General features: G+C 53.2%; 39 protein-coding genes. 3 read left to right on the forward strand and 36 right to left on the reverse strand.

The window, feature by feature from the left end:
* The 24 genes from ACK5LI_RS00005 to ACK5LI_RS00120 form a co-directional block, all read right to left on the reverse strand.
* Positions 1-1282: hypothetical protein (locus ACK5LI_RS00005; protein WP_416945512.1), on the reverse strand; the 1282-nt coding region annotated here is incomplete at its 3' end.
* Positions 1282-1779 (reverse strand): hypothetical protein, encoded by a 498-nt coding sequence (locus ACK5LI_RS00010; RefSeq protein WP_416945514.1) that lies wholly within the window; start codon positions 1777-1779, stop codon positions 1282-1284. The genes ACK5LI_RS00010 and ACK5LI_RS00005, both read right to left, overlap by 1 nt.
* Before the next feature lie 5 nt (positions 1780-1784).
* Positions 1785-2192 (reverse strand): fibronectin type III domain-containing protein, encoded by a 408-nt coding sequence (locus ACK5LI_RS00015; protein ID WP_416945516.1) that lies wholly within the window; start codon positions 2190-2192, stop codon positions 1785-1787.
* Between the two features lie 38 nt (positions 2193-2230).
* A complete protein-coding gene (locus ACK5LI_RS00020; protein WP_416945518.1) occupies positions 2231-2926 on the reverse strand; it encodes a hypothetical protein in 696 nt (231 codons plus the stop codon).
* Positions 2917-3339 (reverse strand): hypothetical protein, encoded by a 423-nt coding sequence (locus ACK5LI_RS00025; protein ID WP_416945520.1) that lies wholly within the window; start codon positions 3337-3339, stop codon positions 2917-2919. The genes ACK5LI_RS00020 and ACK5LI_RS00025 overlap by 10 nt, the downstream gene beginning before the upstream one ends.
* Positions 3339-3887: a DUF1833 family protein gene (locus tag ACK5LI_RS00030; RefSeq protein ID WP_416945522.1), complete on the reverse strand. Its 549-nt coding sequence runs from the start codon at positions 3885-3887 to the stop codon at positions 3339-3341. The genes ACK5LI_RS00025 and ACK5LI_RS00030 overlap by 1 nt, the downstream gene beginning before the upstream one ends.
* The gene (locus ACK5LI_RS00035; protein WP_416945524.1) at positions 3887-7135 is read right to left on the reverse strand and encodes a tape measure protein; all 3249 of its coding nucleotides are present in this window, start codon (positions 7133-7135) and stop codon (positions 3887-3889) included. Before ACK5LI_RS00035 ends, ACK5LI_RS00030 begins: the two co-directional genes overlap by 1 nt.
* A 2-nt stretch (positions 7136-7137) precedes the next feature.
* Positions 7138-7407 (reverse strand): hypothetical protein, encoded by a 270-nt coding sequence (locus ACK5LI_RS00040; RefSeq protein ID WP_416945526.1) that lies wholly within the window; start codon positions 7405-7407, stop codon positions 7138-7140.
* 41 nt (positions 7408-7448) lie between these two features.
* Positions 7449-7832 carry a hypothetical protein gene (locus ACK5LI_RS00045; RefSeq protein ID WP_416945528.1) on the reverse strand — a complete coding sequence of 128 codons (384 nt, stop codon included), beginning with the start codon at positions 7830-7832 and terminating at the stop codon, positions 7449-7451.
* 42 nt (positions 7833-7874) lie between these two features.
* Positions 7875-8345, reverse strand: coding sequence for a phage tail tube protein (locus ACK5LI_RS00050; RefSeq protein WP_416945530.1), 471 nt, complete (start codon positions 8343-8345; stop codon positions 7875-7877).
* Between the two features lie 26 nt (positions 8346-8371).
* Entirely contained in the window at positions 8372-8764 is a 393-nt protein-coding gene (locus ACK5LI_RS00055) for a hypothetical protein (protein WP_416945532.1), read from the reverse strand.
* Positions 8761-9132, reverse strand: a complete 372-nt coding sequence (locus tag ACK5LI_RS00060) for an HK97 gp10 family phage protein (RefSeq protein WP_416945534.1) — start codon at positions 9130-9132, stop codon at positions 8761-8763. Before ACK5LI_RS00060 ends, ACK5LI_RS00055 begins: the two co-directional genes overlap by 4 nt.
* A gap of 2 nt (positions 9133-9134) precedes the next feature.
* Entirely contained in the window at positions 9135-9461 is a 327-nt protein-coding gene (locus ACK5LI_RS00065) for a phage head closure protein (RefSeq protein WP_416945536.1), read from the reverse strand.
* Positions 9461-10042 (reverse strand): head-tail connector protein, encoded by a 582-nt coding sequence (locus ACK5LI_RS00070; protein ID WP_416945538.1) that lies wholly within the window; start codon positions 10040-10042, stop codon positions 9461-9463. Before ACK5LI_RS00070 ends, ACK5LI_RS00065 begins: the two co-directional genes overlap by 1 nt.
* Before the next feature lie 9 nt (positions 10043-10051).
* The gene (locus ACK5LI_RS00075) at positions 10052-10390 is read right to left on the reverse strand and encodes a hypothetical protein (RefSeq protein ID WP_416945540.1); all 339 of its coding nucleotides are present in this window, start codon (positions 10388-10390) and stop codon (positions 10052-10054) included.
* Between the two features lie 61 nt (positions 10391-10451).
* Positions 10452-11684, reverse strand: a complete 1233-nt coding sequence (locus ACK5LI_RS00080) for a phage major capsid protein (RefSeq protein ID WP_416945542.1) — start codon at positions 11682-11684, stop codon at positions 10452-10454.
* Positions 11685-11727: 43 nt separating this feature from the next.
* Positions 11728-12549, reverse strand: coding sequence for a head maturation protease, ClpP-related (locus tag ACK5LI_RS00085; RefSeq protein ID WP_416945544.1), 822 nt, complete (start codon positions 12547-12549; stop codon positions 11728-11730).
* Positions 12549-13832 carry a phage portal protein gene (locus ACK5LI_RS00090; protein ID WP_416945604.1) on the reverse strand — a complete coding sequence of 428 codons (1284 nt, stop codon included), beginning with the start codon at positions 13830-13832 and terminating at the stop codon, positions 12549-12551. The genes ACK5LI_RS00085 and ACK5LI_RS00090 overlap by 1 nt, the downstream gene beginning before the upstream one ends.
* A complete protein-coding gene (locus tag ACK5LI_RS00095; protein ID WP_416945546.1) occupies positions 13832-15520 on the reverse strand; it encodes a terminase large subunit in 1689 nt (562 codons plus the stop codon). Before ACK5LI_RS00095 ends, ACK5LI_RS00090 begins: the two co-directional genes overlap by 1 nt.
* Positions 15520-16035, reverse strand: coding sequence for a P27 family phage terminase small subunit (locus ACK5LI_RS00100; protein ID WP_416945548.1), 516 nt, complete (start codon positions 16033-16035; stop codon positions 15520-15522). The genes ACK5LI_RS00095 and ACK5LI_RS00100 overlap by 1 nt, the downstream gene beginning before the upstream one ends.
* Before the next feature lie 350 nt (positions 16036-16385).
* A complete protein-coding gene (locus tag ACK5LI_RS00105; protein ID WP_416945550.1) occupies positions 16386-16757 on the reverse strand; it encodes an HNH endonuclease in 372 nt (123 codons plus the stop codon).
* A 1-nt stretch (position 16758) separates the two neighbouring features.
* Entirely contained in the window at positions 16759-17064 is a 306-nt protein-coding gene (locus ACK5LI_RS00110; protein ID WP_416945552.1) for a phage holin family protein, read from the reverse strand.
* Positions 17064-17249 carry a hypothetical protein gene (locus ACK5LI_RS00115; RefSeq protein WP_416945554.1) on the reverse strand — a complete coding sequence of 62 codons (186 nt, stop codon included), beginning with the start codon at positions 17247-17249 and terminating at the stop codon, positions 17064-17066. Before ACK5LI_RS00115 ends, ACK5LI_RS00110 begins: the two co-directional genes overlap by 1 nt.
* Positions 17246-17641: a hypothetical protein gene (locus ACK5LI_RS00120; RefSeq protein ID WP_416945555.1), complete on the reverse strand. Its 396-nt coding sequence runs from the start codon at positions 17639-17641 to the stop codon at positions 17246-17248. Before ACK5LI_RS00120 ends, ACK5LI_RS00115 begins: the two co-directional genes overlap by 4 nt.
* 358 nt (positions 17642-17999) lie before the next feature.
* On the opposite strand from ACK5LI_RS00120, the gene ACK5LI_RS00125 reads away from it, so the two are divergent.
* The gene (locus ACK5LI_RS00125) at positions 18000-18257 is read left to right on the forward strand and encodes a type II toxin-antitoxin system Phd/YefM family antitoxin (protein WP_416945557.1); all 258 of its coding nucleotides are present in this window, start codon (positions 18000-18002) and stop codon (positions 18255-18257) included.
* Positions 18257-18520, forward strand: coding sequence for a Txe/YoeB family addiction module toxin (locus ACK5LI_RS00130; RefSeq protein ID WP_416945559.1), 264 nt, complete (start codon positions 18257-18259; stop codon positions 18518-18520). Before ACK5LI_RS00125 ends, ACK5LI_RS00130 begins: the two co-directional genes overlap by 1 nt.
* A gap of 62 nt (positions 18521-18582) precedes the next feature.
* Here ACK5LI_RS00130 and ACK5LI_RS00135 read toward each other — a convergent pair whose 3' ends face one another.
* The 12 genes from ACK5LI_RS00135 to ACK5LI_RS00190 form a co-directional block, all read right to left on the reverse strand.
* Positions 18583-18885: an addiction module antidote protein gene (locus ACK5LI_RS00135; RefSeq protein WP_416945561.1), complete on the reverse strand. Its 303-nt coding sequence runs from the start codon at positions 18883-18885 to the stop codon at positions 18583-18585.
* Positions 18878-19183, reverse strand: coding sequence for a type II toxin-antitoxin system RelE/ParE family toxin (locus ACK5LI_RS00140; RefSeq protein ID WP_416945606.1), 306 nt, complete (start codon positions 19181-19183; stop codon positions 18878-18880). The genes ACK5LI_RS00135 and ACK5LI_RS00140 overlap by 8 nt, the downstream gene beginning before the upstream one ends.
* 49 nt (positions 19184-19232) lie before the next feature.
* Positions 19233-19427, reverse strand: a complete 195-nt coding sequence (locus tag ACK5LI_RS00145; RefSeq protein WP_416945563.1) for a hypothetical protein — start codon at positions 19425-19427, stop codon at positions 19233-19235.
* A gap of 2 nt (positions 19428-19429) precedes the next feature.
* Positions 19430-19627, reverse strand: coding sequence for a helix-turn-helix domain-containing protein (locus ACK5LI_RS00150; RefSeq protein WP_416945566.1), 198 nt, complete (start codon positions 19625-19627; stop codon positions 19430-19432).
* The gene (locus ACK5LI_RS00155) at positions 19624-20265 is read right to left on the reverse strand and encodes a tyrosine-type recombinase/integrase (RefSeq protein WP_416945568.1); all 642 of its coding nucleotides are present in this window, start codon (positions 20263-20265) and stop codon (positions 19624-19626) included. The genes ACK5LI_RS00150 and ACK5LI_RS00155 overlap by 4 nt, the downstream gene beginning before the upstream one ends.
* Positions 20262-20486: a hypothetical protein gene (locus tag ACK5LI_RS00160; RefSeq protein ID WP_416945570.1), complete on the reverse strand. Its 225-nt coding sequence runs from the start codon at positions 20484-20486 to the stop codon at positions 20262-20264. Before ACK5LI_RS00160 ends, ACK5LI_RS00155 begins: the two co-directional genes overlap by 4 nt.
* A complete protein-coding gene (locus ACK5LI_RS00165) occupies positions 20486-20986 on the reverse strand; it encodes a hypothetical protein (RefSeq protein ID WP_416945572.1) in 501 nt (166 codons plus the stop codon). Before ACK5LI_RS00165 ends, ACK5LI_RS00160 begins: the two co-directional genes overlap by 1 nt.
* 9 nt (positions 20987-20995) lie before the next feature.
* A complete protein-coding gene (locus ACK5LI_RS00170) occupies positions 20996-21559 on the reverse strand; it encodes a hypothetical protein (RefSeq protein WP_416945574.1) in 564 nt (187 codons plus the stop codon).
* A 9-nt stretch (positions 21560-21568) separates the two neighbouring features.
* Positions 21569-22693 carry a hypothetical protein gene (locus ACK5LI_RS00175; RefSeq protein ID WP_416945575.1) on the reverse strand — a complete coding sequence of 375 codons (1125 nt, stop codon included), beginning with the start codon at positions 22691-22693 and terminating at the stop codon, positions 21569-21571.
* A gap of 121 nt (positions 22694-22814) precedes the next feature.
* Positions 22815-23813, reverse strand: coding sequence for a phosphoadenosine phosphosulfate reductase family protein (locus ACK5LI_RS00180; RefSeq protein WP_416945577.1), 999 nt, complete (start codon positions 23811-23813; stop codon positions 22815-22817).
* Positions 23810-24265 (reverse strand): hypothetical protein, encoded by a 456-nt coding sequence (locus ACK5LI_RS00185; RefSeq protein ID WP_416945579.1) that lies wholly within the window; start codon positions 24263-24265, stop codon positions 23810-23812. Before ACK5LI_RS00185 ends, ACK5LI_RS00180 begins: the two co-directional genes overlap by 4 nt.
* 92 nt (positions 24266-24357) lie before the next feature.
* On the reverse strand, positions 24358-24576 hold the full coding sequence (locus ACK5LI_RS00190) for a helix-turn-helix domain-containing protein (RefSeq protein ID WP_416945581.1): 219 nt from the start codon (positions 24574-24576) through the stop codon (positions 24358-24360).
* A gap of 29 nt (positions 24577-24605) precedes the next feature.
* On the opposite strand from ACK5LI_RS00190, the gene ACK5LI_RS00195 reads away from it, so the two are divergent.
* Positions 24606-25403 carry a S24 family peptidase gene (locus ACK5LI_RS00195; RefSeq protein WP_416945583.1) on the forward strand — a complete coding sequence of 266 codons (798 nt, stop codon included), beginning with the start codon at positions 24606-24608 and terminating at the stop codon, positions 25401-25403.
* Positions 25404-25461: the final 58 nt, after the last annotated feature.

Consider the following 25461-nt stretch of genomic DNA (forward strand, 5'->3'; position numbering starts at 1 on the left):
CTACGGAGAAACCGATTTCACGTCCGGTGTTTTCAGACGAAGCAGCAACAGGAACAGGATACGATAACAACTTGCGAGTGCTAATCTGCGGTGTGTTGTTTGAATGGCTCGGCGCGGCAAAGCTGCCGTCTGCATTCATATTAACTGCTATGTGATATGTGCCGTCAGCAGCCGCAGAAAGGTCAATAGATTGCATGGCGTTCGACACTTCAGAGGCCGCAACACGTCCCTCATCAGCATACGCAACCTGCAACCCGGACGGTATTGCAACATGCCCCGCGGGTACATCATCAAACGTAATATTCAACTTGCCGAAAACTACATACGAAGAACTGGTATCCTGAATAGTTGTTACGCGCATACGCAGCACTTTGCATTTAAAAGAAGCAGAAAGCGGCACCGCTTTTTCAGTCTGCTGCGCAGATGGAACTAACCCTGTAATGTTTTCAACAACCACCCCATCAGCGATCAGTTGAAAATCGCGGGGGAATTTTGACAACCAGTCCGCGCTCAGACGCGGCATTATGCTAATGGCACTGACAGAGCGCTCTACGCCAAAGTCGATTTCAACGAACTCGTCACCCACGCCACCTACAAAAGAACCAGGCACACTCGCCCAGCAATCCGCAGAATTAACGGCTGTCCCGTTAAGCAGCTTCCATGCGGGAGTATCCGCACTAAACCGGGAACTCTCCCGAACAGTCATACCGCAACACCAGTGGGCAGAAAAATGAGGTAGCTCCGAAGCAAGAATGCTCATAACCGGCGCATCACACTCCCCCACAGCCCACCCTACGGGCCGCAGTCCCTCAGGTGCCTTGATAATGCTTTGCGGCGCATGGGCTTTGCTTGCTTTAGCCCCAATGGCAGCTTCCACGCTGGCATTCGTTGCTACGTCCTCCGGATTGCTGCCAGCATTCAGGCTTGCAGCAGTGCCGCCCATTTTCCAGCCGCCTGCACTATCTGCCACCATGCCGCGCCCTGCATCAGCGGGAACAGGCGTAGGAATATCCAGATTTGCGGAAAGAGCTGCAACTTCATCCTGTGCCGCTTGGGCCTTAGTCTGCGCATCATTTGCGGCTGTAACGGCTGCATCCGCTGCGGTAACAGCCTGCGCCACGTTGGCAGCCTCACGGGCCGAAATATCAGCAAACAACTTTTTCACGGTGGGCACATTGCCGCCGTCCGTGGGCACTTCCGTTACCGCATCGCCATGCACAATCTGGTGCATCAGCTCGGCATCAGTGCCAAGCTGCGCTACCTGTTCCTGCAACGTTGCCATCACACCACCTCCGGAACCTGCCAATACTCACCGGGCAGGGTTACATGTACTAATGTATGCAGTGCGTCTGTAGCTGCCGCTAATGGCCCGAACCCGCCCGCAGCAATAACAACCCGCGTCTGGTCTGCTGTCAGCATGTTGCGTTGTGCCAGTTGCAGCCGTGCCGTAACTGTCCACAACGTACCCTGCACGCTGGCTGTCGGACGTTCTTTAAATTTTGCTTCATGGTCATTCAGGCCGGTACCGGTCAAAAGCTGCATCCGAAACCACTTGCTGCCGCCGTCCAGAATGTTTTGCTCCCATGCTTCAAAAACAGCGTACTGCTCCGCATCCATCACCCACTGCACACTGACAAGCGTTTCATCCGCGCCGAAAAGGTTCCGTGTGCGGGTGCCTATTTCCATTTCTGTTTGCTGCCGTCTGTCAGTCGGTTGGGCGGTGTAGCCTTTCATGGTCGGCTTGGGCAGCATGGCGGGGTAACTTTCAATGGTAGCCATAATCTCTACTCCGCAAGAGTCCGCACGGTCAGCACACCGAACGGGGCTAAATCGTCATACTCGCCCGTCAGGTCTGCATACGCATCCTTTGCAACTATCCTGAAATAATGATCAGTACCGGCAGCAAGGCCGCTAAAGGTCACACTGGCAGCGGTAACGGTTTTTGTTTCCACAGCAGCCGTTGCCGCAAAGCTGGCAGAAGCCCCGCGCAGGGCTATGTAGCCGGTTACGTCACCGGGAACAGGTGTCCATGTAATGGTTACAGAATCAGCAGAAGCACTGCCGGAAATATTCACGGGAACAGAAGGCACAGGGTCATTGACGGCTAAAGCGCCTGCCGCAGATTCCCCCGCCTGATTGCGGGCTTTCACCTGCAACGTATAACCGCGCTTCGGCCCGCCGTCCGCCTGCATCAAGTCTGCGGCATATGTCCACGCAGTACCGCCAAGGGCTATTCCCCATCCTTCCAGATTGCCGTATCAGCTATGCGTACCTCATGGATCTGATACGCCCCCACGCCATTACCAAGCAGTTGGTACACAAACTGCTCGTTACCGTCATATTCCCACCACGGCTCTGCCACGAGGTCAGGTGTAGTCAGGTTGGTACCGAATTTTTCGCGGATAATCTGATACAGCCTTGCGCTGTTACTGGCGGGTTGCATGGAATAGGTAGGGCTGCTTGCCTCCACCCCGCGTGCGCTGGAAAGTTCCGGCGTAGGCATACGGGGTGTGGGGGCAAGAGCGTTCACCATCATCATGCCGCCAAGCCCGACAACACCCGCGGCAACGTATGCACCGGTTCCCCACGTTGCCACTGCACCGGGCAGCATCGGCCCCATAAAGGTATAGTTCGCCCACCATTGACCGGTTGCAAACGCAGCAGCCATAACAGCCACCATCAGCACGGTACGAATGGGGTTTGAGCCGCCGCCCCCGCCGCCTCCAAGCGGCAACAGAACAAAAACAACCGTATCATCATCGGCGGTTGCTCTGGTTGCCCACTCATCACGCAACACCGGCGCACCGTTATGCACGCATACAACCGGCCCTTGCGGCATACCCAAAGACAAAGCCTGCAACGAGTCACCGCCTGCCATTTCCTTACGGTATGTCACCATATTTCCGGCGGTGTGCACTAACAGCATTCAGCCACCCCTACCATGCTATGCCGCATGTACTGGAGCGACTTCCAGCCCTGCGCACGCAGTTCGAAAGGTGAATCCAGCACAACGCCGAACCCCCGCAGGCAATGCAACACCATGCCGCCGTCTGCGGTTTCTACGTACACCCCGATGTGGTCAGGGTCAGACCGGCGAAACATCCACACCACATCATATTCCCGCGGAGCTTCAACAACGGCAAACTCCCCGTATCGGGCAAGGTTGCGCACATCACCAAGCACGGCCCGCAGGTTTGCAGGGTCGGCAACAATGTCAGGCGAATCTATGCCCAGACGGGTTTTGTAGATATGGCGCACCAGCTCGCCGCAATTGTATGTTACAGGCGGGTTCGGTTTACGTGCCCACTTTTTGCCTATCAATTCTTCTGCCCAATGCATTAGCGCCCCCGTACAAGGCCGGGGTATTCGCCCGGTGTATATTGTCTGCCAAAAATTTTGTTTAACCAGTTCACAAACTCCGCACGGCCTTCCGCAACGCCTGCACTGCACGACACCTTGCGAATCTGTGCACCGTGGTACACAAGCTGCGGCTCTTCCGGCATGGATTCCAGATATTCACGATAGGTAAAATCAATAGGGGTGCGCTGCTTACGTGCCGCCACAAGATGCTCGGTCAACAGCTCTGTGACGTTATCTATGCGGACAACAAATTCACCGGGGGCACGTTCTGACTGCTGCGGCAACGTTAACGCAAAGCCGCAATGCACAAACGGCACGGCCTTGCCCGCATCAACAGGCGCATCCGGTTCCAGAGTCAGGGTGTGAACGCCCGGTTCCGGCTCTTCAATGGGCCAGTGCACAACGCGCACAGGCTCGGTAAAGGCAGGGTGCCGCAGTTCGATAGTGTATAAAATGCGGCTGTCAGCAGGGGCAGAAGCATATGCTTCCGCAATGGCCTTGTCCCAGATGTCAGCAGGTTGCGCCATTAATACAACCCTCCGGAACGTGTGTTGCCGTACACCTGTTCAATGGCGGCACTGGTACGGCTGGTGCCGTTGCTCACGCCTTCAGCCATGCGGCGGTCTATCTCTTCAATAATCACATCCACATCCATGCCGCCCTCTGCATTGGGGCGCTGTACTGTCCGTGCCTGTGCATTGCCGCTGTTGTTGTACACATTCACAGTCACCCCGCCGCCTGCACGCTGCGCAGGGGCAACCTTAAAGCCGCCCTTGGGAATCACAGTTTCCCCTTCCTGCAAAATGGCGGGAAACTCATCAGGCAACAGGCCGGAATGATACCGGGGTGCACCGGCAAAAATGGCAGGGTCAACAGGGCGGGTGAAACTAGGGGCATCTCGCCCGATCACACCGCCGTCATGGAAAAAGGAACCAAGAATAGAAAATATGCCGCCACCACCGCCCATCATGCCGCCAAGCATGTCCCCCATGCCTCCGGCAAGCGGCCCTGTAATGCCCTGCTGCACAACCATGCGCATCATGTCTTCAATGACGGAGTTGGCAAAATCCGTAAAAGAAAACTTGCCCGTCATGGCAAAGGAAACAACAGCGTCTTCCATGGTCTGGAAGCCATCGGTTATGGCTTTTGCCGCACTGGTTGCGGCATCAACGGCACCATCTTTGTAGTCGCGCAGGCCACGCTTTACGCCGTCTTGCCATTTGTCGCTGGCCTCAAGTGTTTTCAGCGCCTTCCACTCTTCAATACGGGCAACCTCAACACCTGCTTCGCGCCATACTTCCGTATGCCGCGCTATGTCGGCTATTCGGGCATCGGCGCTACGCCCGCTAAGTTCAAGCATTTCTTTAGTGAAATCGTTTTGCAGCTCCAGATTGCGGGCTTTTGTCTCCTCTGCCTGCTTTCCTGCTGCCTTAAAAGCCGCATCTTGCTGTGCGCTTCTTTCACTTGGGCTGACCATGTTATTCAGGTCATGCAGATACATGGAGTTTTTAGGAACGCCGTAAGCTTCCCAACCGTTTTTTTTCTTACTTTTCTTGCCGGTTAGTTCTGCAATCTGACGAGCCTTTTCAGCCTCAATGGCTACAATTTGCGCACTATATTGCGCAGCGTTGGCAACATCTAATTCACGGGCCTTTTGCAGCTTTTCTATGACGGATTGTGCGGAGTTTGAAATCTGTTCTATTTTCTGTAGTTTTTTCTCTTCGTGTGCTGCGGGTGAATCACTAAGAAATTTATCAACAGCAGTATTAGCAAGACTGATTGCTTTTGCATTTGTACCCACAGGGTGCATTGAAGGGCCGCCACCATCGCCACGGCCCCAATCACTTCCCTCGTGAAACTGTTCATTTAGCTTTGCGCGTACTTCCAGTTCAAGAGCAGCTCTTTGTTCTTTTAATGCTTTAATCTGAGCCGTGATGCCTTCTCTATCCCTTTCATAGTGCGCACCACGGCGGTATTTCTGTAAATTCGCAATTTGCGCATCAATACGCGCTACAGGGTTATTTTTTAATTCATCAAGGCGTGCCCGCAACTCATCAGGGCTGCCCATCAATTCCGCAGTGCTCAAAGTTCCGTTTGACCACGCGGCAAGCTCTTCTACAGACTGGTACACGGCGGGAAGTGCGGCAAAAGCCAGTGCCCCTTTAGGCCCAAGAAGCAAACCGCCGATCAGCCCTGCACCCATGCTGCTTTGCATGTAGCTTGGCAGCGAGTTGTACATTTGTAGCAAGTCGCCTGTAGCTCCCGCCACGGAGCCGAGTGCTCTGACGATAGAGCCAAGTGACCCCGCAAAATCGCGCATGGCCTCGCCTACTGCGGGGTCTTTTAAGCCATCCGTCATATCCTTCAAGGCGGCTGTGGCATCTTCCAGAAAGCCGGAATTTGCCATTTCCACCTTCATATCCGTCCATGCTTCCTTGAATTTATCAAGGGCACGAGCAGCATCGCCTGCCGCATTTCGGGCGGCATCGCCGTACCGTTCACGCAACGCTTTTTCAAAACGGGGTAAAAAGTCGTCAACAAACAACTCACCCTGCTTGAGCATGTTATCAAGTTCAGCGGTCGAAACGTCCATAGCGTTTGCGGCAATCTGGAATGCGCCGGGCAACCTGTCACCCAACTGCCGCCGCAATTCTTCGGCAGACACTTTGCCCTTAGAAATCATCTGCGAAACTGCATACAAAGAACCTTTCACGTTCTCCGCAGTCATACCCAAAGCACCACCGGCTTCTACAACGCCGGTAAACACTCCGCGCACGGCTTCGCCTTCCATGCTGGTGCCCTTGGCTGCGGCTGCAATATCCTTGTAGCCTGCTGCAAGGTCATAAAAGTTCATGCCCAATTCGTCCGCAAGCTGCCGCAAAAATGCAAACTCGGCCTGCGCCCCTTGAGCACTGCCCGTGATAGCCTCAAAGGCACGGTTAAGTTGCATAACCTCTGCGCCGGTATCAAAAATATCTTTTACCAAAAAGCCAAGGCCAAGCCCCGCTATGGCACCCTGCAAGCTGAATATGGCTGACCGGAGAGAACCTAAGCTTAAGCCCAAATTGCTTTTTGCCATCCTGCCCAAACTACCCATTGCACCGCTCAAATCTCCCATTTTGTATCTAAGCGTTGTCATTTCCCACGCAGTAAGGTCAGTGGCTCTGGCAACAGTTTGCAAAGCTCCTTTTGTATCCCAAAGCTTTCGCTGAAACTGTATAATTTCACGGCTGCTCATATCTGTAGCACGAGCAATTATCTGTAGAGCGCCTTTCGTATCCCCTAACTTGATCTTAAGGTTAGCCATTTCCCTGCTAGTCAACCCAGAGGCTTTTTCTATGGCTTGTAACGCACCCTTGGTATCTCCCATTTTATGTTGTAGTTCGATTACTTCACGACTGCTCAACCCCGCAGATCGTGCCAAAGATTGCAAAGCCCTGCTTGCTTGCTGTGCGGCTTTATTCTCAAGCATCCGCTGTTGCAATTTTGCCCATTCTTCATTTGTCAAGCCGATGTTACGCCGTAAATCAGCATTTAATGTAGTTCCAAGCCCTTGAAAAGCTTCGCCGGAAACCTTTGCTGCCCGTTGGACTTTAGTCAGATCAGTGTACAGCCTGTCTATGCCGCTTTTTACAGAACTAGGCAGAATAGCATTGTTAAGTGCATTCGAAATATCAGATGCAGTTCCACGGGCAACGTTCCGGACCTTGGAAAAATCCTTTTGAAGCTCTGTAAAATCGCCTCTTACTTCAACGTACATTCCCGGTATCTTCATTTCTATTCCTCTTCCGTTACGAGCAGCACCCTACGCACCAGCAGCAGAACCTTTTCAAAGCAATTTTTCTTATCTTCCACGCCGTACAGCCTCATTGCCTCATGTACAGCAACCTGATTGATTCCGTAGGGAGTGCTCATCCCTGCACAGAGCAACTGATCCTGACATATCTGGAATATCAGCACGGCATCTTCATTTTCCGGCATTAACGGCGGGGTGCAGGCATCACAATCCGGCACCCTGCCCTTTTTACTGTGTATTGCTTCACACACGTCACAATCCGGCCTTTCGCGCAGGCGTGTAACGTGTTTAATCAGTTTTTTTCAGCTTCCTCCGCACGCTCCTTCAACACGCTGTTCAATTGATCCAACAAATCAGAAACAAGGCTGGTAAACACAGGGCTTTCAGCCATGAGTAAAGCCTTATTCATAGCAGTGCAGGAAATCTGATTGCCTTCTGCATCACAAATATTTTTCCAATCCACGATGCAGTAATCCCACATGTCTGCGTTAAAAGCAGAGTCATTCAGGGTTTCCACCTGTCTGCCGCGTACAAACTTACGAATGGTGTGCTTCGCTTCCAGTTTGCGGCGGGTATCATCATTCAACACGCGCAGACACAGTGCTCCAAGCTGAGGTTGGCACTCATCTATGTCGATCCAAGTACCGGGATTCAGGTTATTCAGGTCAAAACGCATAAAATACCTCATAAAAGAGGCGGCTAACCGCCTCCTTCGGGTTTAAGGGGCAGCAGGAACGGTTTCAGAAAATCTCTTCAACGGGCCACAACCGGAAAAGTTAAACGAAATAGTCGCAACACCGGCCTTGTCCTGCTTTACGTTCACACTGGTAATGCGTGCACCGGCGCTGGCATCGCTGGCAGTATCAGGCGCGTAATAGACCAGCTTTTCACCGGCTGTTTCGCTGTATTCCACATAAAAGCGGATGTCGGGTATCAGCGTGCCGGTATCAAAGGCCGCTTCCACAACGCCCTGCCCCGTGGCATCAGTGGGATCAGCAGAACCGGCACAACTGCCGCTCCACTTTTTCATGCCCACATCGCTTTTGCCCCACCCGTCACCAAAGGCGGTGGTATCCACTTCATCAGCGGAAAGGTTCATATCCCAATTGGAAATTTCCCCAACAATCTGCTCAGTTCCACCCGATGCACCAACGGTCACACGGGCTTTTCTGCCGGAAACGGTAGCCATAGTATTTCCTCCATGCTGTTTTGCGGTTACGCAGCCCGATGCAACGTAACCAGATATTCAACCATGATGCGCTGTGCATGAGCACCCGCAAGACGTGTAGTCTGCTGAAATTCAACCGATATAAGGGTGTAATCAGGCACAAAAAAAGCTGTCTGCTCCGTAAAATCACGCAGTTCACGGGAAAGAATGTCTGCCGTGTCCATATCTGCCGCGTACACGTCCAGTTGCAGGGCTATTTCAGGTGAAACACTAGTGAAAGAACGGTCTTCCGACTCATGCGGAACAGAGACAACGACAAAAGGCACTTTTTTACCGCGCGGAGCCTCAAAAGCATAAAGGCTATCACCAAGGCTTGTGTGCAATGCGCTGCCGCCTTGCGCATAGGCTTTGAAAAAGGCTTCCCGAAAGGCTTTCATCATGCCCCCATTGCAGAACGGCCTAACCTTGACCGTACTCTTTTGCCCACAATGGCAATGGCAGGTCGGAAAAACGGATGCGGGGGCACTTTGCCGCGCACCACTCCTTTACGGTCAACAATGTTGTGCCCGTATTCCACCAGATGAGCATGAGGAGCCCTTACAATTACAATGTAGCCTCCTGATTCAAACTTAGAGCGGCGTGCACGAACGGATTTTACAAGCAGCCCTTTAAGCTTCGGGGCACGCTGGCGTGTTTCCGTAGCAATCTCAGCGGCAATATCAGCCATATGTTTGTCCACATGCTCATAGAGCATCCGCTCAAGCTCTTTATCTGTAGGCAACTGGTCACGAAACGAGGCTTGCAACATGGTTACTCTCCCTCAATGCTGGAAACTTCCAGTATCAGCCAGCGCCCGCGCCCTTCGGGGTCTGTAGCGCTTTCTATGTCGTACATGATGCCCTGCACCCGTATGCGCATGGCTGGTGTCACATCAGCCCGGTACCGTATATGCACACGGGCGGTAACGGTGCTCATCTCGCGCCCGTCCTGCTGTTGTTCACTGGCACGCAGCGGCTCAAAACGTGCAGGAACCGTTTCCACGTCCTGCCAGTTTTCCACCACCACACCGCCGGTGCTCTTTGTTTCCGTCAGGCGGCACAACGTGGCAAAATGGCGGGGTCTTCTCATCTGGCCCATTACACAAACACCTCCACCATGTACTTATCCAGCAGGCCATCAACAAAGGAGCTCGGCACCTTGATAATGGAACGTCCCGGAACAAATGCCTCCGGATGTTCAAACGCGGTGGAAACAAAAACCTTAATCCAGTGTTTGATTGATTCAGGTGTGGTGGCCTTGCCGCTTGCGTCCAGCGGGTAGCCGGTGACAAAATCAACAATCACTTCCACAGCTTCCGGCAGAGGCGCTGCGGGCAGAATCCGCCCGAAAAGCCTGTCAGCCTCAACCCGATATGCAGAAGCAGGCAACACCACCGGCTCCGCGCCCCATTCAGGGCGATAGGTAATTGACGTTACCGACTGCAACGGCGGCCTCGGCAACTCCATGCATTCGGTAAAAGCATCAAACACAAGGCGATACTCCGCCTGCACAAGTTGCCGCCCTGTACGCTTTTCGGCTGCGTCCGTACCTGCCGCAATCAATGCTTTCAGCAGATCATCATGGCCCGTTTCAGAGGGCACAATGGACAACTGCCGCTTTGCTTCATCCAGCGAAACAGGAAAGACCGCAGGGGCCGTTACACACTGCGCAAGACGCATACACTTCACCTACGCCGTAACCGGATCGGCCCAATGTTTAAGCAACAGCTCGACAAGTGCGTCTTTCTTCGCGTTACCGGGCACTGTTACGCCCCGCTTTTCAAGCTCTGCACTCAGCCAGTCTTTGGTATTACCGGACAGTTCTTCCGCAGTGGGAACGGATGATTCCAAAACAACCTCAAAAGGAGCGGGAATGTCTTCACCATAGACCGCGCTTTCCTCGGCTTTGCTGTCGGCCCTGCCCTCTGCAATCAGCATGTCCGTTACCGCAGCCGGAGCCGTAAAAAACACACCACAGGGAATGCCGAACTCTTCAATGGCCACGAGTGCTCTTGCTTTCTTTTCCATGGTCTATCCTCACGTAAGGGGCGGGCATATCCCGCCCCTGTGATTCAGTGGTTAAAGCCGCTTAGCTGGCGGCGTTCTGGTAGTGTTTTACTGCGCCGCCCACATCAAGCAGGTTCCCGCCGGAACGGCTGAAGGCCAAAAAACCCACCTGCCCTTTTTTGGCATAAGCAGAATCTGTAAACCTATGGAACACCATCTCCATTGCATCACGGATGACATAGGCAGAAAGCTTGCCGAACAGGATAGACTTGGCGTTTGCCGTCATCGTGGGCACGTCCTGATTGACGGTGTAGCCGTAGCCAAGGATTGCAGCCGGAGCACCGCCGATAACATCAGGCAGCCAGATGGGGCGGCCTTGTGCGTCTTTAAGCTTCTTCAACTCGCGCAGGGTGTTGTCGTGGAACATCCAGCCGCAGCCCAAACGGCGGTAAGCAGGATCAACGGAATGCTCAAGGTCAATCAAATCCTCATACGTTACAGAGGAAGTCTGACCGGATACACCAATTCTTCCGGAAGCGGATGCAGTCACAATACCCTTGGGCTGGTTGGTGCCGGTGCCAACAGTGAACATCCTGTTGGTAATACGCCACAGCCGCTCGGCAATGCGGCGGCGTACAAAGGCTTCAATATCCACAGAGGAATCCTGCAACAGTTCAATGGGAACAGCGATCGCCTTGGAACTGAACTTGTACACAGACAGTGCCATTGTGCCGAACGACACGTCAGAATCGGTTGCCGAGGCATTTTCATCGACAATTTCACCAATCTCGCTGGTGCCGTCAGAGGTAGGCCAGCTCATGGGGTTGCCCTGTGCAGTATGGATGACTGTTGCCACTTCGCGCATACCGCCATACTCTTTCATGGCTTCCAGAATGAACTTGGCAACATCCGTCTGTACGGTATAACCGCCTTCGGAGCCTGTTCCTGTAGACAGGGCATTGTTTACCTGCTGCCATTCTTCAGCAGACAGGGCATTGTCCCCTTTGCGGAGCCACTTAGCGAACAGAGCGGCAGCGGGGGCTGTAGCCGGATTTACATCTTTGCCGGAATTATCCCGCTGAAAACGGTTTACAGCTTCGGTAACGGTATTCTGCACGGCATCGTCGGCAGTGGCATCAAGCACTTTCTGGTAGCGTGCAATGTCATCATCAAGGCGGTGAACTTCAGCAAGCAGTTCATCAACCTTGGCTCCCATCTCCGGTGTCCATTTGTCGCCTTCGTTGTTTTCTACAAGGTTACGCGCTTCGCGGGCCTTTGCGTTACGCTGTTCCCGCAATTCCTGAATAGTCGGCATACATCCTCCTGAGGATATAGTGTTTTGCGCCTGCGGGAACCCGCTAGCGCCCTGTCCGCTCGGCTACATCCAAGCGGCGCAAATAATGATCCCGTTGCGCACTGGCTGCTATGTCGGGTTGTTGGTCAGGCTCGACGTTTGCGGCGGGCATGACGGGCTGTTCGGCTGGTACGGTATCTTGAGCCGGTTTAGCTGGCGGTTCGGCCTGTGCCGTATGCTTTGGCGCATTGGCGTATGCGGCAAGGTTCCATTTTGCAGCGGCCCCTTTTGTACTGCTGCCTTCTGCAATGCGATCCGCAAAGCCAAGTTCAACGGCTTCCTGTGCAGAAAACCACGTTTCCGCCTGCATCCATGCGGCTATATCCTCCGCCTTCTGGCCTGATTCAGCGGCATACGTATCTATCAACGAGGTGTCGACTTTCTCTAAAAATGCCGTAGCCTGAATAAAATCATCAGAGTTGCCACAGGAACACATCCAAGCTTTGTGAATCATGAAGAACCCGCCAGCGGACATTTCCACCTCATCGCAGGCAACGGCGATAAACGAGGCAGCAGAAGCTGCGTAGCCGTCCACATGGGCAATAATCTTTGCCGGATGTTCACGAATGGCCTGTTCAATGGCACGGGCGGCAAACACGCTGCCCCCCGGCGAGTTAATGCGAATATGAATGACTTCTTTGTCTGCAAGGCCGTGCAGCGCCTTTACAAACGCATCTGCACCAACACCGCCCCACCACTCATCCTCTGTTGCCACAACCACGTCATACAGGTAGAGGGTGGCCTCTTTGTCCTGCACCTCAACCTTCACGGGCTGAATGCCGGAAGCCTTGGCGTTATCGCGCAAAAGCTGCATGAACTTATTCACTAGTCATTCTCCTTGGCGGGCTTTTTGCCGGACTGTTCCTGCGGCCCTGTCAGGGTGTCCCCGCCTGCAACGGGCGGCAGCCCCTCAGCAGCACGAATTTCATTAGGGGTCATGTATCCCGGCTCCTGCATAGAGCCTCGCGCAATTCGATAGGACTCATGGCGGGTTTTTGTGTCACCGCGTGTCAGTTCTGATTCGTCAAATTCTGCAAAATGCCCGTCAGCGCGGAACAACTTGCGCTCAAGCTCCTGCTCCACCGCTGTAAAATGGTCATTCATGGAAAACATGGTGAACCAGCGGGCCATCTGTTCTACGCCGGAACCCCAAGAACTCGACTTTTCAGACTCGCCGATCATCACCGGCGGCACGCCGAAAAAGCGGCAAATATCAATGACGGAAAACTTGCGGGATTCGATAAGTTGAGCATCGGCGGCATTCATAGAAAGCTGTGTGGCCTTGCCCCCTTCGGTCAGAATAAGCGGCTTGTGAAAGTTGCTTTTGCCCTGCAACCGCTCTTCTATGTGCGCTTTCAGTTGCGCGTTTGTCTCCGGAGACAGCTGTTTGTCATAACTAATGGCAAGATTTGACTGCATACCCTGCTTGAAAAAGGCAGCGCTGGAATCTTCTGCGGAACCGGCAAGGCCGAGCGCCCTGTCACCTGCTGTAATGGTGGACAAACCACGCCGACCATCCCACCCGATATTCGGAACATGCAGCATGTCATCCTGATCAACTACGGTGAAACGCCCGTCATCAAGCGTCACCTCGTAAAACAGACGGAAGCTGCTGCACCCTGTCTTTGCATCAAGGCCGCGCTCCCATGCTTGGAACGGGGCAACCTGTGAAGCCTGCAACGGATGCAACCCGGCAACCAAACCGTTACGGGTGCGGTTTATGTAGGCATAACCGTTGCCATTCAGCACCTTGTTGGAAATCAGGGTTCGCCAGAAGGTTGCCGCCGTGGTGTATTCATTAGGGGAAATACGCAGCAGCTCCGCCAACGGGTGCGAATATGCATTCCGGCGCTGTTCATCAGGCCCGCGCCGATACACGCGACAAGGCGCACTCGCCACAGCCCCGGCAATCAGACGCACACAGGCAAACACAGCGGAAATACTCATTGCCGTGCGGTATGAAGAGCCAGCTCCACCGTGCACAAAGTCGTTCCATGAAGAAGCGTCTGCTATTGAAAACGTTTTTGTCTCGTTCCGTAGAGTCTCAACTTGAGTCTGTAGCTGCTCAACCTGTTCGCGGAGCTGCTTGTTTTTGCCAAATCCAAACATCACAGCACCACAAACCCTTGCGTAACGGTGTTATCTTCCGGCTCACCAGCCATAGTACGTGCCATTGCCACAATGGCGGCAACAGGCCCGTCAATTTTGTTCCGCTTGGCTTCCTTACGGGGATAAACGTTGTCTTTGGCATCTTCCTTCGCCACTACGTTGCCCATCATCCATGTCATGACAGGGCAAGCGTTGTGCCGGAACTGCCCCGCAAGTACCTTGGCTTTCAGCTCCTTCATAGGCTCAGACATATTTGCAACGGTCTGCGGAAACTCAACCATGTTCATGCCCGCTTTCATCATGCGGGTGGTAAACTGTGTGGCGTTGTATGGGTCGTATGCCACCTCGCGAATGTCGAAGGTACGGGCAGCATCAAGCAGGACTTCTTCAATTTCGTCGTAGTCAATGATTGCGCCGTCCGTTACGTGCAGACGTTCCTGCATTTCCCACGTCTGGTAATGCTGGTTAAAATACAGATCGACTGTTTCACGCGGCAGGAACCAATCACCGAAAATTGTGTAATGAGAATCCTCGCCTTCGGGGGGGAACAGATAAACAAGACCGGCAATGTCCGTCTTGCTGGCAAGGTCAATACCCACAAAACAGGTACGGCCCTTGAATTGCTCTCTGGTCAACGCAGGGTCAGCACATGCCTTCCATGCTTCCATATCCATCCAGGCGGCCTTTGCCTGACACCACAGGTTAAGATGCTTTGTTTTAAGGGCACCCTGCTTGGAAAGGTCTTGCATGGCATCGCGGTGCATCGCCCGCAAAAATTCAGGGTAAACAGATACGCCATAGTTAGGGTTGGCTTTGATCCAGTTGTCAAAGTCCGTCCAGTCGTCGCCCTCGTCTATGGTGTAGATAATGGCGAACATCTCATCATTGCTGATTGAGCCTTGCAGCACCTCAACAGCACGTTGCCGGTACACGTAGCAGGGGCCGCCGATGTTGAAACCCGCCGTGGTAATCGTCCACTGAACAGGCTGGCGGCGTGCCCCCATACCCGTTTTCATGGTGTCAAACTGGTCAGAGGTCGCGTGCTCGTGGTATTCGTCGTGCATAGCGCCATGAGGGCTTGCACCGTCACCGGGCTTGCTGATGACCGGCTCTATACGACTGCCGTCAGCTAGGCGGGAAACACTGGCAGCCATAACAGTAAGCCCCAGCGTACTTTTCAAACCCGGCGAACGCTCCGCCATCATCTTTGCAGGACGGAAAACAGCGTTGGCTTGGTCTTTAGAGGTAGCTCCGCAGTATACTTCCGCTTCTGCCTCACCGTCCGCAAAGGCCAGATACAAAGAAATACCGCCGGTAATGATGGACTTGCCATTTTTACGGGGCACTTCCTGATACACTTCGCGGAAACGGCGCAAGCCATCTTTTTTACGCAGCCAGCCAAAAACTACAGTCAGAATGAAGCATTGCCACGGCTCCAGCTCAATCCTGCGGCCTGACCACTCCCCCTTTGTGTGCACAAGGTGGCTGATGAAATAGCAAACCCGCTCTCCTGCGGCTTTATCAAACTTGTACGGGTAGTTTCTGGCCTTGGATTTTTCCAAGTCATCAAGATGCCGCTGGCAGGCAAGCTGTACATACCGACACACGACAACACGCCCCGCAACAACATCACGGGCGTATTTCATGCCCCGGTTAACATGAGGGAACCGTTCAGTACGCGCAGCCATTAGCGGCTACCCCCGACAAATGCGGCAAAGGGGTTGTTACTCTCGCTATTGTTCAAGGCTGTAACCTTGGAAACAGCAGCAGGAGAAAGCCCGAACTCGGCAAGCAGGCTTTGAGCATGGCGCATGGCCTCGGAACGCTGGTTCACTGCGGGGTGGCTTTTCTTCAGCAAAGTACGATGCATCACGCCGTCATCGTCGCGTGTCCACTTTTCGCTATCGTATATCGGCCCTTCTTCCGTAATGATGCGGGTAAGCTCGTCAATTTCATTCAAACGCATTGCCAGCATACCAAGCATGTGAGGATGCGCAGAATAAAGCAGCTTCAACGGTTCAAGAATGGCAATCAGGTCTGCATAATACTTGCGGGCACCTTCGGGCAGCATACTAGGCTCCCCCGGAACGCCGGTAGGCATATCCGGTGCCAACTTGTTTACGCGGTCTTTGCGAGCCGTCCCCTGAATAACCTTCAAGGGTTGCGGCTTCGGCTTTCTACCGCCCTGACCTTTGCCCGCCATCTTCTAAACTCCGCTTTGTATTTCTATTCACCATTCCGGCAAGCCTTCCCGTATGACTTTGCTCAGCCCTGCTGAAAGCTTTGTTTAAGGCTTACCGCCTGACCTTGTTCAACCTTGCGTAGAGCCTTCCTGCCACCTTGCTAAAAGGCTTCCCGAAAGGCTTTCGGCTACCCTTTCCCCAAGGCTCCCCAATAGGCTTTTGCTTTGGCTGCCTTTTCGGGGGTGAAAAATGCCTCAGTTTTGACCGAATAAATTTTAGAGAGCATACAACGGTCTACGTGCGGGGGGGCCAGACTTTTGCCCCGCCCCCCCTTGTCGGATCAGGCCACAGACACACGCAAACCGCATCGCTATTCGCCGCGGGCAGTCTTGAGATCGTGGCAGCGCTTGCACAGTGGCTGCCAGTTTTTGCGATCCCAAAACAAAGCCTTATCGCCCTTATGGGGCGTGATATGGTCAACAACCGTTGCGGGCACTGCCCTGTCAGTATGTAGGCAGGACGCACACAACGGGTTGCTGCGTAAAAATCCTTTGCGGGCTTCGCGCCACTTGTGCCCATAGCCTCGCTTTGCTGCGCTCTCCCGCTGCCTGTCGCGTGCGGCCTGTCTGGCCTGCTTGCGCTGTTCCGCCAGTTCCTTATGTTCCGGGCAGTAGCCAGAACGGTCTTGAGTCAGCACGGTACAGCCGGGGTGCCTGCATGGCTTCTTCGGGCGGGGCGGCATCCTACTTGCCCCCTACTGTTTCAGCGGCCTTGCACACTCTGTGAGCAAGCACCTTGAGCAAGTCACCGCCAGCCCATCCGCTCATACCGATTGCAGCAGCCTTGAAGCTGGCAGGCATAGCAACATCAGCAAGCCCGTACTGCACAACCGCCCCTGTGAAAGCTGCGGTCACAGCCCCAACGCATAAGCGCCTGAGGCTGCAATCATCGCGGCGCAATTGACGAACCACACCGCCTAACACTGCAAGTGCAATAGGGGCTGCCATCGCTATCCATTGCGGAAGCTGAACGCTACTGCGCTCATCCATCAGGCTGCCTCGTCGGGCGTATCGGTAAAGTAAGATTCAGGGCGCTTTACCAGCCCTTCCAGTTCGACAATGTCCGCAAGGGTTACGTCTTCCTTGCCAAGCGCTTTAATGCCTTCAATCACGGCAGGAACGCCGTACTTTGCTGCAAGCTCAAGCCCTTTGATGAGTACAGTTGAGTTGATCATCGCTCGCCCCCTTCAATCAAAACGCCCATATCGCGGGCGTAGTCCCTGAACGTTGTCCACTTCGTCAGTGCCGCAGTGCCAAGCGAAAGGAGCCGGTCACGCATTGCTGCGTCCGGATTCTTTGTCTCTACGTAAACTTCCAGAGCTTCACGGGCGGTATGCCAAGCACCATAAAAGGCGGTGCCGTACTTAATGAGCGTGTCTTTCTGCTCATCAGTAAGGTGCCCGCTTCGGTAAGCATCGCCAGCGGCCTGCATGGTTGCGTCATAGGTGACACCAGCAATTCGGAGAGTCTTGTAGGTGTCTGTGGCAGGATCACCGTTGCAGCCGGTCAGAAGCATCAGCAGAGCCAACACAGCCACTAACGGAGAAAGGACGGATAAGCGTTTCATACACACCCCTGTTGTTCAGTTTGAGCAAGGCCGCACAAGCGCGGCGAGGGTGCGTATAGACTAGCTTTTCGGGAGTTTTCCACAATGCACATCTAGTGTAGATATGCATAAATTTTACGGATATAGAAATTCCTGATAGCTTGGCGGGCAAGAGAGTTAACACCGTTTAACAACAGTTAACTCGGTTTAACTTCGTCAATTCTATTCTTACGATTTGGGAAAAGTTAAGATTTTGCGTACCGTATTTTCATCCTGCTTTTATAGAATGTTACAAGAGTGAGCATGTTCATTGCGCCTGCTGCCCTTGACCGCCCCCTAAACATGTACTATTCATTGTACAAGATTGGAGGATAATACGATGCCTGAAGCACTTACTTACTCAGATGCACGCAAAAACCTTGCGTCTACCATGGATAAAGTGTGCGATACGCACGAAGCTGTCATCATCACCAGACGCAAGGCAAAGCCTGTAGTGATGATGTCTCTTGAAGATTATAACAGCATTGCAGAAACAGCTTACCTGCTGCGTAGTCCAGCCAATGCCAAGCGCCTGCGCGAAAGCATTCAGGATGTACAGGCAGGCAAGACAACCGCTCATAAACTGGTAGAAGCCTGATGCCACAGATCACATGGACAGCCCACGCGTGGGATGATTACCTGTTCTGGCAAAAGGCAGACAAAACGGTACTAAAGCGCATCAATATGCTTATAAAAGACGCAATGCGTACCCCGTTTGAAGGAATCGGCAAGCCTGAAGCACTTCGGTTTGACCTTGCAGGATACTGGTCTCGCCGTATTGATCAGGAACACAGGCTTGTTTACAGCTACGAAGGCAAGACAGACACACTCATTATAGTGCAGTGCAGATACCACTATTAATAAAACAAAAGCCCCCACTCGTTCACAGTGTGGGGGCTTAGAAATCAGCAAAACTACAAAGATTACTGCATCGAAATAGTGCGAGGCTTAGCCTGTAAGGTCATGCCCAGCGCTCCAATCACCTTATGGATGGTTTCATAACGAGGCTGCGCCCCGGGCTTGAGTGCTTTGTACAGACTTTCACGGCCTAAGCCAGCGTCTTTTGCCAGCTTGCTCATGCCTACAGCTTTTGCAATGTCTGCTATGGCAGCAAGTAGAATATCTGGATCATCTTCTTCCATTGCAGCGTTCAGGTAGGCGGCCATTGCTTCTTCGCTATCCAGATAGTCAGCAGCGTCAAATTTGCTTATGGAATCTTTAGTCATTACTGCCTCCTAATTCTGCGGCTAGTTTTTTGGCGAGGGCAATGTCACGTTTTTGCGATGACTTGTCGCCACCTGCAAGCAGCAAATACACCGTATTGCCGCGCCGTGTAAAATATACCCTGTATCCCGGCCCCGTATGGATGCGCATTTCTGAAACGCCTTCTCCTACGGGTTCGCAGTCTCCAAAGTTGCCCTTTTCCGCAGACCGTATCCGTACAAGGATTTTAGCCTTACCCTGAACATCCTTCAGCTTTGAAAGCCAACGGTCAAAATGGTCTGTACGGTCAAAGTGATTCATAGCCACACTGTATTCACTTGGATACATCAAGTCAACCCCCATACGGCTTCTACCCCACCTTGCCCTGTTGCCCGCCAGCGCTCAGCCGCTCCAGCACCTGCATTATGGCGGCATTGTGTATTTCCGTGGTGGTAAACCGGTGTCCGCAGCGTTTACAGCGCCGTGTGCGGTCTATGCGGTCATGGGTGGCAACGGTAGTTATTACCGCTGTTTCACCGCCGCAATCTTTGCGCGGGCATTCCATTGTCACACCTCCCCCACCGTCAGCCCCATTTCGTGGGCTATGCGCTCGTATTCTGTGCGGGGTATGCGGTACTGTCCGCCAACCTTGGCGGCCTGTATCCGGCCTGCCTTGATTCCCCGGCGCACGGTTTCGGCGCTCTTCCAGCTAAGCCGCCGCCGTACTTCCTGCACGGTGTAAAAATCGCACTTGGCTTCACTCATGCCGCAAACCCCATTTTCAAAATAACGTCATGCACTTCTGCACGGGCAATCACATCTTCCATATAATGTAGGGTGGAATCCATACGCGAATGCCCAAGCGCAAGCTGCGAAGCCCGCAAGGGGTCTTCCATGATCCGACCGGATGCGCGAAGCTGTTTATAGGTATTGTACAGGTGCTGCGCAAAATACTTGCGGCAACTATGCGTGCCGATAGCCCCCATAACCCCTGCCCGCTTTGCGGCTGTTTCCACTATGTACCAAAGGTGTTGGGGCGTTATGTGCGTGTTGTTGTGTATCCCTTTCTGTGACTGCAACAGGTACGCTTCCGGCTCAAAATATCCCAAGGTAAAAAGCTCCCGCTGCCATGCTTCCAGTGCCCGCCGCAAGTTAGGATGCATGGGCAGATTGCGCCCCCTCCGCTGGCCTTTGGTGTTGCGCCGCTCAAAGGTCACACTATCCAGCATCCGCCCACGGCGCGAAACATCCCGCAGTTGCAGCTTACAAACTTCACTGGCCCTGCCGCCGGTGTGGATCATCAACTCAAACGCGGCAAGGTTGCGTGCCGCAAACCGTCCTGCAGGAACAGCCCGCCGCATCCTGCGTACTTCATCGTCGGTAAAGGCTCTGCGCCCGCTCATGCCTGCCCCCAATTTTTCAACAAACCCCGTCCCCACGAAAAAGCATACCAGCAGGAAATGGCGAAAATCCCCCACTGTTCATGGTGGTAGGTAGTCCAGAACCAAGCAGGTTGCGAAGCAAGGCCGCACACATAGCCAGCCAGCCGAGACTTGCGGCTAGGGCTGCCGACCAGATACACGGCAGCCCCGCCAAAAAGCACAATCCAGATTTCTGCCAGCATTATGCAGCCTTCCCCACACTTGCACGGCTGATAAAAACAGGCAGTACCCCCCGCTTCCCGCGAGGGCAAATAACCTTTATCCCCTCGCGCCACTTATCGTGGTTGCCGGTGTCAAAGTGGAACCAGCTCATGCCGTCGAATGCTTCAATTCTGCGGATGTACAGGAACCGTTCGGCCTGCGGGTTGCGCTGCATATCTGCCCAAATCTCGGCAGGTGTCACATTGCAAAACTTGCAATCAAACGCCCTGCCGTCCTTATGGCAGGAATGCTTTGCGCCAATGCCGCAACCTTCCGGCCTGTAGCCCGACAACGTGAAATTGCCGCCCCATTGCCAGTTGTTCACCGTGCAGGGGCCGTAATGCTTGCGCAACTCGTCCAGCGTCCACAGTGCAGCCGGATCAAAGCGGGCAAACAGGATTACGGGGCTAGCCTCGGCCTTTACCATTTCCGGCGGCATCAACTCTTCAATGCCAAAGTGCTTAGGAATAAACAGCGCCATAGTTCCTCCTTACGCCCTGCTTCCAGAACCCTGCCCACGATACTTCCGCGCCAGCATGGCCTTGGCTTGCGGCCTCAAATTCCTGTCCATATGCAGCGTCATTGCCGCCCCCTCGCCGTCTCCGCGAGAAAGGGCTTCCAGCCGTGCAATATGCGGCTGAATCAAATGCTCCGGCGTACCGCGTTCATACAGCAGGTAGGCAATTTCCAACGCCCCGTGGTAGTCGTCACGCTGCCTACGCTGCACCAACTGCGCCCACAGCTTGCCATTGGGTGAAGCCTTGCTAGCTACCTCATCAAGCTTCGGCGTATAGGCAGTCTGTGCAACCTCGCTGGCTGTGCGGCCCTCTTGCAGATTTTCTTCATGCGCATCCAGAATCAGCTTTGCTACGTTGTCGCCCTTGTAAATCCGCTTTGTTTCCCGCAACACGCGGTCAATGGCGGCATCAAGGTCTTCCTGCTTCATCCTGCCAAGCAGACGGAAATACTCTTTTGCCATTGCCTCATCCGGCGTAGGCAGATTGAAAAAACGCCACACACGCTCAAGGGTCAGGTTCAGATCAAGTTGCAGCATATCAGCCCCCTATTGTGCGCCAAGCTCGGCGCTGCACGCTTTCAAGTACAGGGCGGGATCAAATCCCAAACTCTTGCAAATGCCCATAACGCCCTTTTCGCCATGCTGCCTTGCGTACTGCTTCACCCTATCCAGCTCCGGCAGGCCAGTAGCCAACCCATTACCGCCTTTATCGCCAGCCGCTTCACGGTCCAGATATTGTCCCTCGCTGACTTTGATAAAATTATTTACATTCAGCAGCCAATCAAACGAGGCACTCCACGGCTTCACAACGCCAAGCAGGTATGAACATTGCGAAACGAGCTGAAAGTATGCCTCCCATCCGGCAAGCTGCTTCAGTTCCGCGCAACTCTTCGCCCGCGCTTTTACCAATGCCACACGCTGTGCTGTCACCTTCGTCACCTTCGGCAGCTTGCGCCCTTCCGGCTGTTCGTCCACCAGCACACGGTTAAACAGGGTAACAACGGCCTTGGCAAATTCCGTTTCCTTCTCTGCCTTGCTCTTCGGTTTTGTTTCCGGCTGCAAGGGCATAGGGGCAGGTTCTTCTTTTTGCTCTTCCGGCTCCTCTCCTGCTTCCGGCTCCGAAGGTGGCGCGGACACCTGCACGTCACAATCGCCCTGCGATTTTGACAGGGGTACGTCAGTACCCTCTTTATCTTGTTCCTGTTCCTGCTCCTGTTCCTGATTAGCGAACCCCTTCGGAAAGGCTTCGCCAAAGGCTTGCTTAAATGCCCCTGACAGCCCGTCAACCGTGGCTTTTGCGCTTTGCAGGATCTCATTTTTCAACGGACTTTCCGGCAAATCATCAAAACCTCCCAACCATGACCGGATTACATTCGGGCTTTCCGGCATGTTGTACTTGAGGAAGTTCGGGAACCATATCAGCATAGCCCCGTCATGCTTTGCCATGCCTTGCGCCAAGACTTCCTGAAAGGCTTCCTCAAAGGCTTTCAACTCAACCCCCAAATCATACGCCAGACCGGGCATATTGCCCCGCAATGCACCCAACTGGGTAAGGTCAGGGTGAGTCAGCAAAAAAAAGATCACCAGCTTTGCCTCATTGCTTACCTTCCTGAATTTTTCATCATTCCAGATGCAGGGGGCAATTTTCCGATACCGTTTGTACTTACTCATTGTTTGTAGCTCCGACTTGCTTACAATCATGCTTTTCGCTATGATCATGTTGTACTTACTCGCGACTCCCAGAGTCGCAGTGACTCAGCCCCTATTCATCGTAGGGGCTTTTTCTTTGCCTCTACTCACACAGCCCGTACACGCTGGCGCACACAGCAGGCGGTAGCAGCTTCATCAAGTCAAACTGCAAACCACCGCGCATGGTGGCAGACCATTGCACCACGTCATCAATATTGGGAATCAAATCGCCATACGGCAAAAAGCCGGAAGCAAAAAAGGTGGACTGCATACGCTTGGAGCACATGCCCACGGTTTTTTCCCATGTTCTGATGCGGTCAATGTGATGAGGCCAGCGGCGGGCAATTTCAAAGACTTCGTCTTTCTTGGCATTGATACAGGGCAAACAACCAACGCGAGTCATCCCCTGCTTATAAAGGGGATTAGGCGCTACTGCATGGCGGCGGTGGATTGTAAACACATCCTCTACCGTCCAATGCAAAATTGGCCGAAAATGATACATGCGATCATCAATAGCCCTGTCCGCGTCAAGATACGGTAATCCGGCACGATTAGGTGACTCTTCCCACCGTATCCCCTGCACGCTCCATACAGACTTCCCCTCATTTATAAGCGGCTCCTGCACCTGCTCATAAATGGGAATCTGCTTTAACTCTCTGGTGCAAAACTGTGCACGGCGCGAAGGAAAGCGCCCCTTCAACATGCACAAATCAAGAAATGGAATCCCCGTGGGCTGCAAATGGCGTAAAGCCCGCTCCTTTGCCTGCGTACTCCAACCACGCCTGCGGCCTGTCTGATTCGGACAACGGGTATCGTTGGCTATAAACTTGCGTTTGCCTGCAAAACGTGACGCAAAATCAGCCTTCACCTTGATTATGGGCGGGCAACCAGTCATTTGTGGCAACTTGTCCACATATTCCAGCGTTGCTTCATGTTCGTTGCCGGTATCTGCAAACACGGGAATAAAAGGCACTTCCCATTCTTTCAGTTGCAGAATTGTAGCTGTAGAATCTTTGCCTCCGGAAACAGAAGCAACAAGAGTGATATTGTGCTCTTTCAGATAACAAGGGGTCACTTGCAAAGCCGTTTTGTAACCACTCATCCCTGCAACCCCTCTCTGTATTTCGTTATTGTCTGGTCTAGCTCCTGCACAGCTTCGGCGTGCAACGCCTCTACCGTGCGCGGGTCTTCGCCGTTCATCATGGCCTTGTGCAGCGCCACCAGTGCGGGCAAATCATCAAGGCATTCTTCTGCCAAAGTCGGCTTGTCCGGCTCGGCAACAGCGTTGGGTATGCAATGCATCCCCAACGGTTCCGCCATGTAGCCCAACATTGCCCGCGCCAGATCATCCGCACCGGCTTTGTCCAAATCGTGCAGCAACATCCGCACCCGCTGAATCACAGGCCGCGCAGAATCGCCCGAATAGTCGGGGTTACGCATCTGCTTATAAATCTGCTTGTGACCGACTTTAAAAATTCGCTCCAACGCGGGCATACCAAGGGCATCTTTTGCCTCGCTCATCATTTCCCACGCTTCTAGGCTGTTTTTGTTCATGCTCAACTTCACTCCGCCCACGAGGGGAAAATATCCATACAATTCAACTCGCAACCGTGGCTTGCTGCGGTCATATTAATTACAGGTCAAAATCAGGCCGCTTTGCCGGAATCCGCCGCAAACAAATCAGGGCGCAAGTCTTTAAGGGGAATGCCAAGGTGGATGTGGTAGCGAAGGGCAGCTTCACCAGAAACGGCAAGTTCTCCCCTGCAATGCTTCATGACTGTAGAACGGTTAAACCCCACCCTTCGTCCAATCTCAGCATAAGAGACCTTCATTTCGCGCCTGCATTGTTCAAGTATGTTTTCCATGCACGCAATGTTGTCACAGGAAAACAAAAATGACAAGACCCACGGCGCGCCACGACAACGGCACACAAGATAAGGGCAATGGTATGGATACCTTCAAGATTAACGATAAAGCTTGGGCTTTGGTCATCACCAAAGTCAATGAACTACGTGAACAAGGTGAAACCCTTGAATCTATTGGCAACCTTTTGCGAGTCAACCGCTCAACGATCAAGGTGTGGTTAGACAACAGCAAGGGAGGTGAAAGAACTTCTTTCCGTGACATGCTGCGCTACATTGACAAGCTGGGCATCCAACTTGATGAGGTATTTGGGGAGAGCTTAACCACTCCTGCCAGTATTAAAAAAGGCCCAGCAGCCCAGATCCGCAACTTACGCCCACTGGCTCAAGCCGAGGCAGCTTTTGTGTTGTCAGACACTGCTCTCCCCTCCAGCATTGGAGTCATTGTACCTGTATATGCGGCAGCTGGGGCAGGAGCAGCCTTAGAGCGGATTGAAGATGAACCATTAGCGCAAATCTCAATTCCTCTAAAATATGCTTGTGCGGCTCTTTTTGTAGTACTTGTGGAAGGCGACTCTATGGAGCCCACAATCCGCAAAGGGGCATACGTAGGCTTAGATCGCGAAGCTCAAAAGATTATTCAGGGAGAAGTTTACGGGGTAAACCTTCCATATGAAGGCGTAGTTCTAAAACGTGTGTACATTGACCACAGCAACAATGCGCTAATTTTGAAATCGGACAACCCTCGGCACGATCCGATCAACCTACCTGTCGATGGGCGTGATGGGCTCATTGTCGGTAAAGCGGTATGGGTCATGCAAAACATATAGCATACACAAATAGTTATAGAAAAAATTACAACAAACTTAACCATTCTTGTCTCGCCTT

The sequence above is a fragment of the Oleidesulfovibrio sp. genome (genome assembly GCF_047973035.1).
GTDB lineage: Bacteria > Desulfobacterota > Desulfovibrionia > Desulfovibrionales > Desulfovibrionaceae > Oleidesulfovibrio.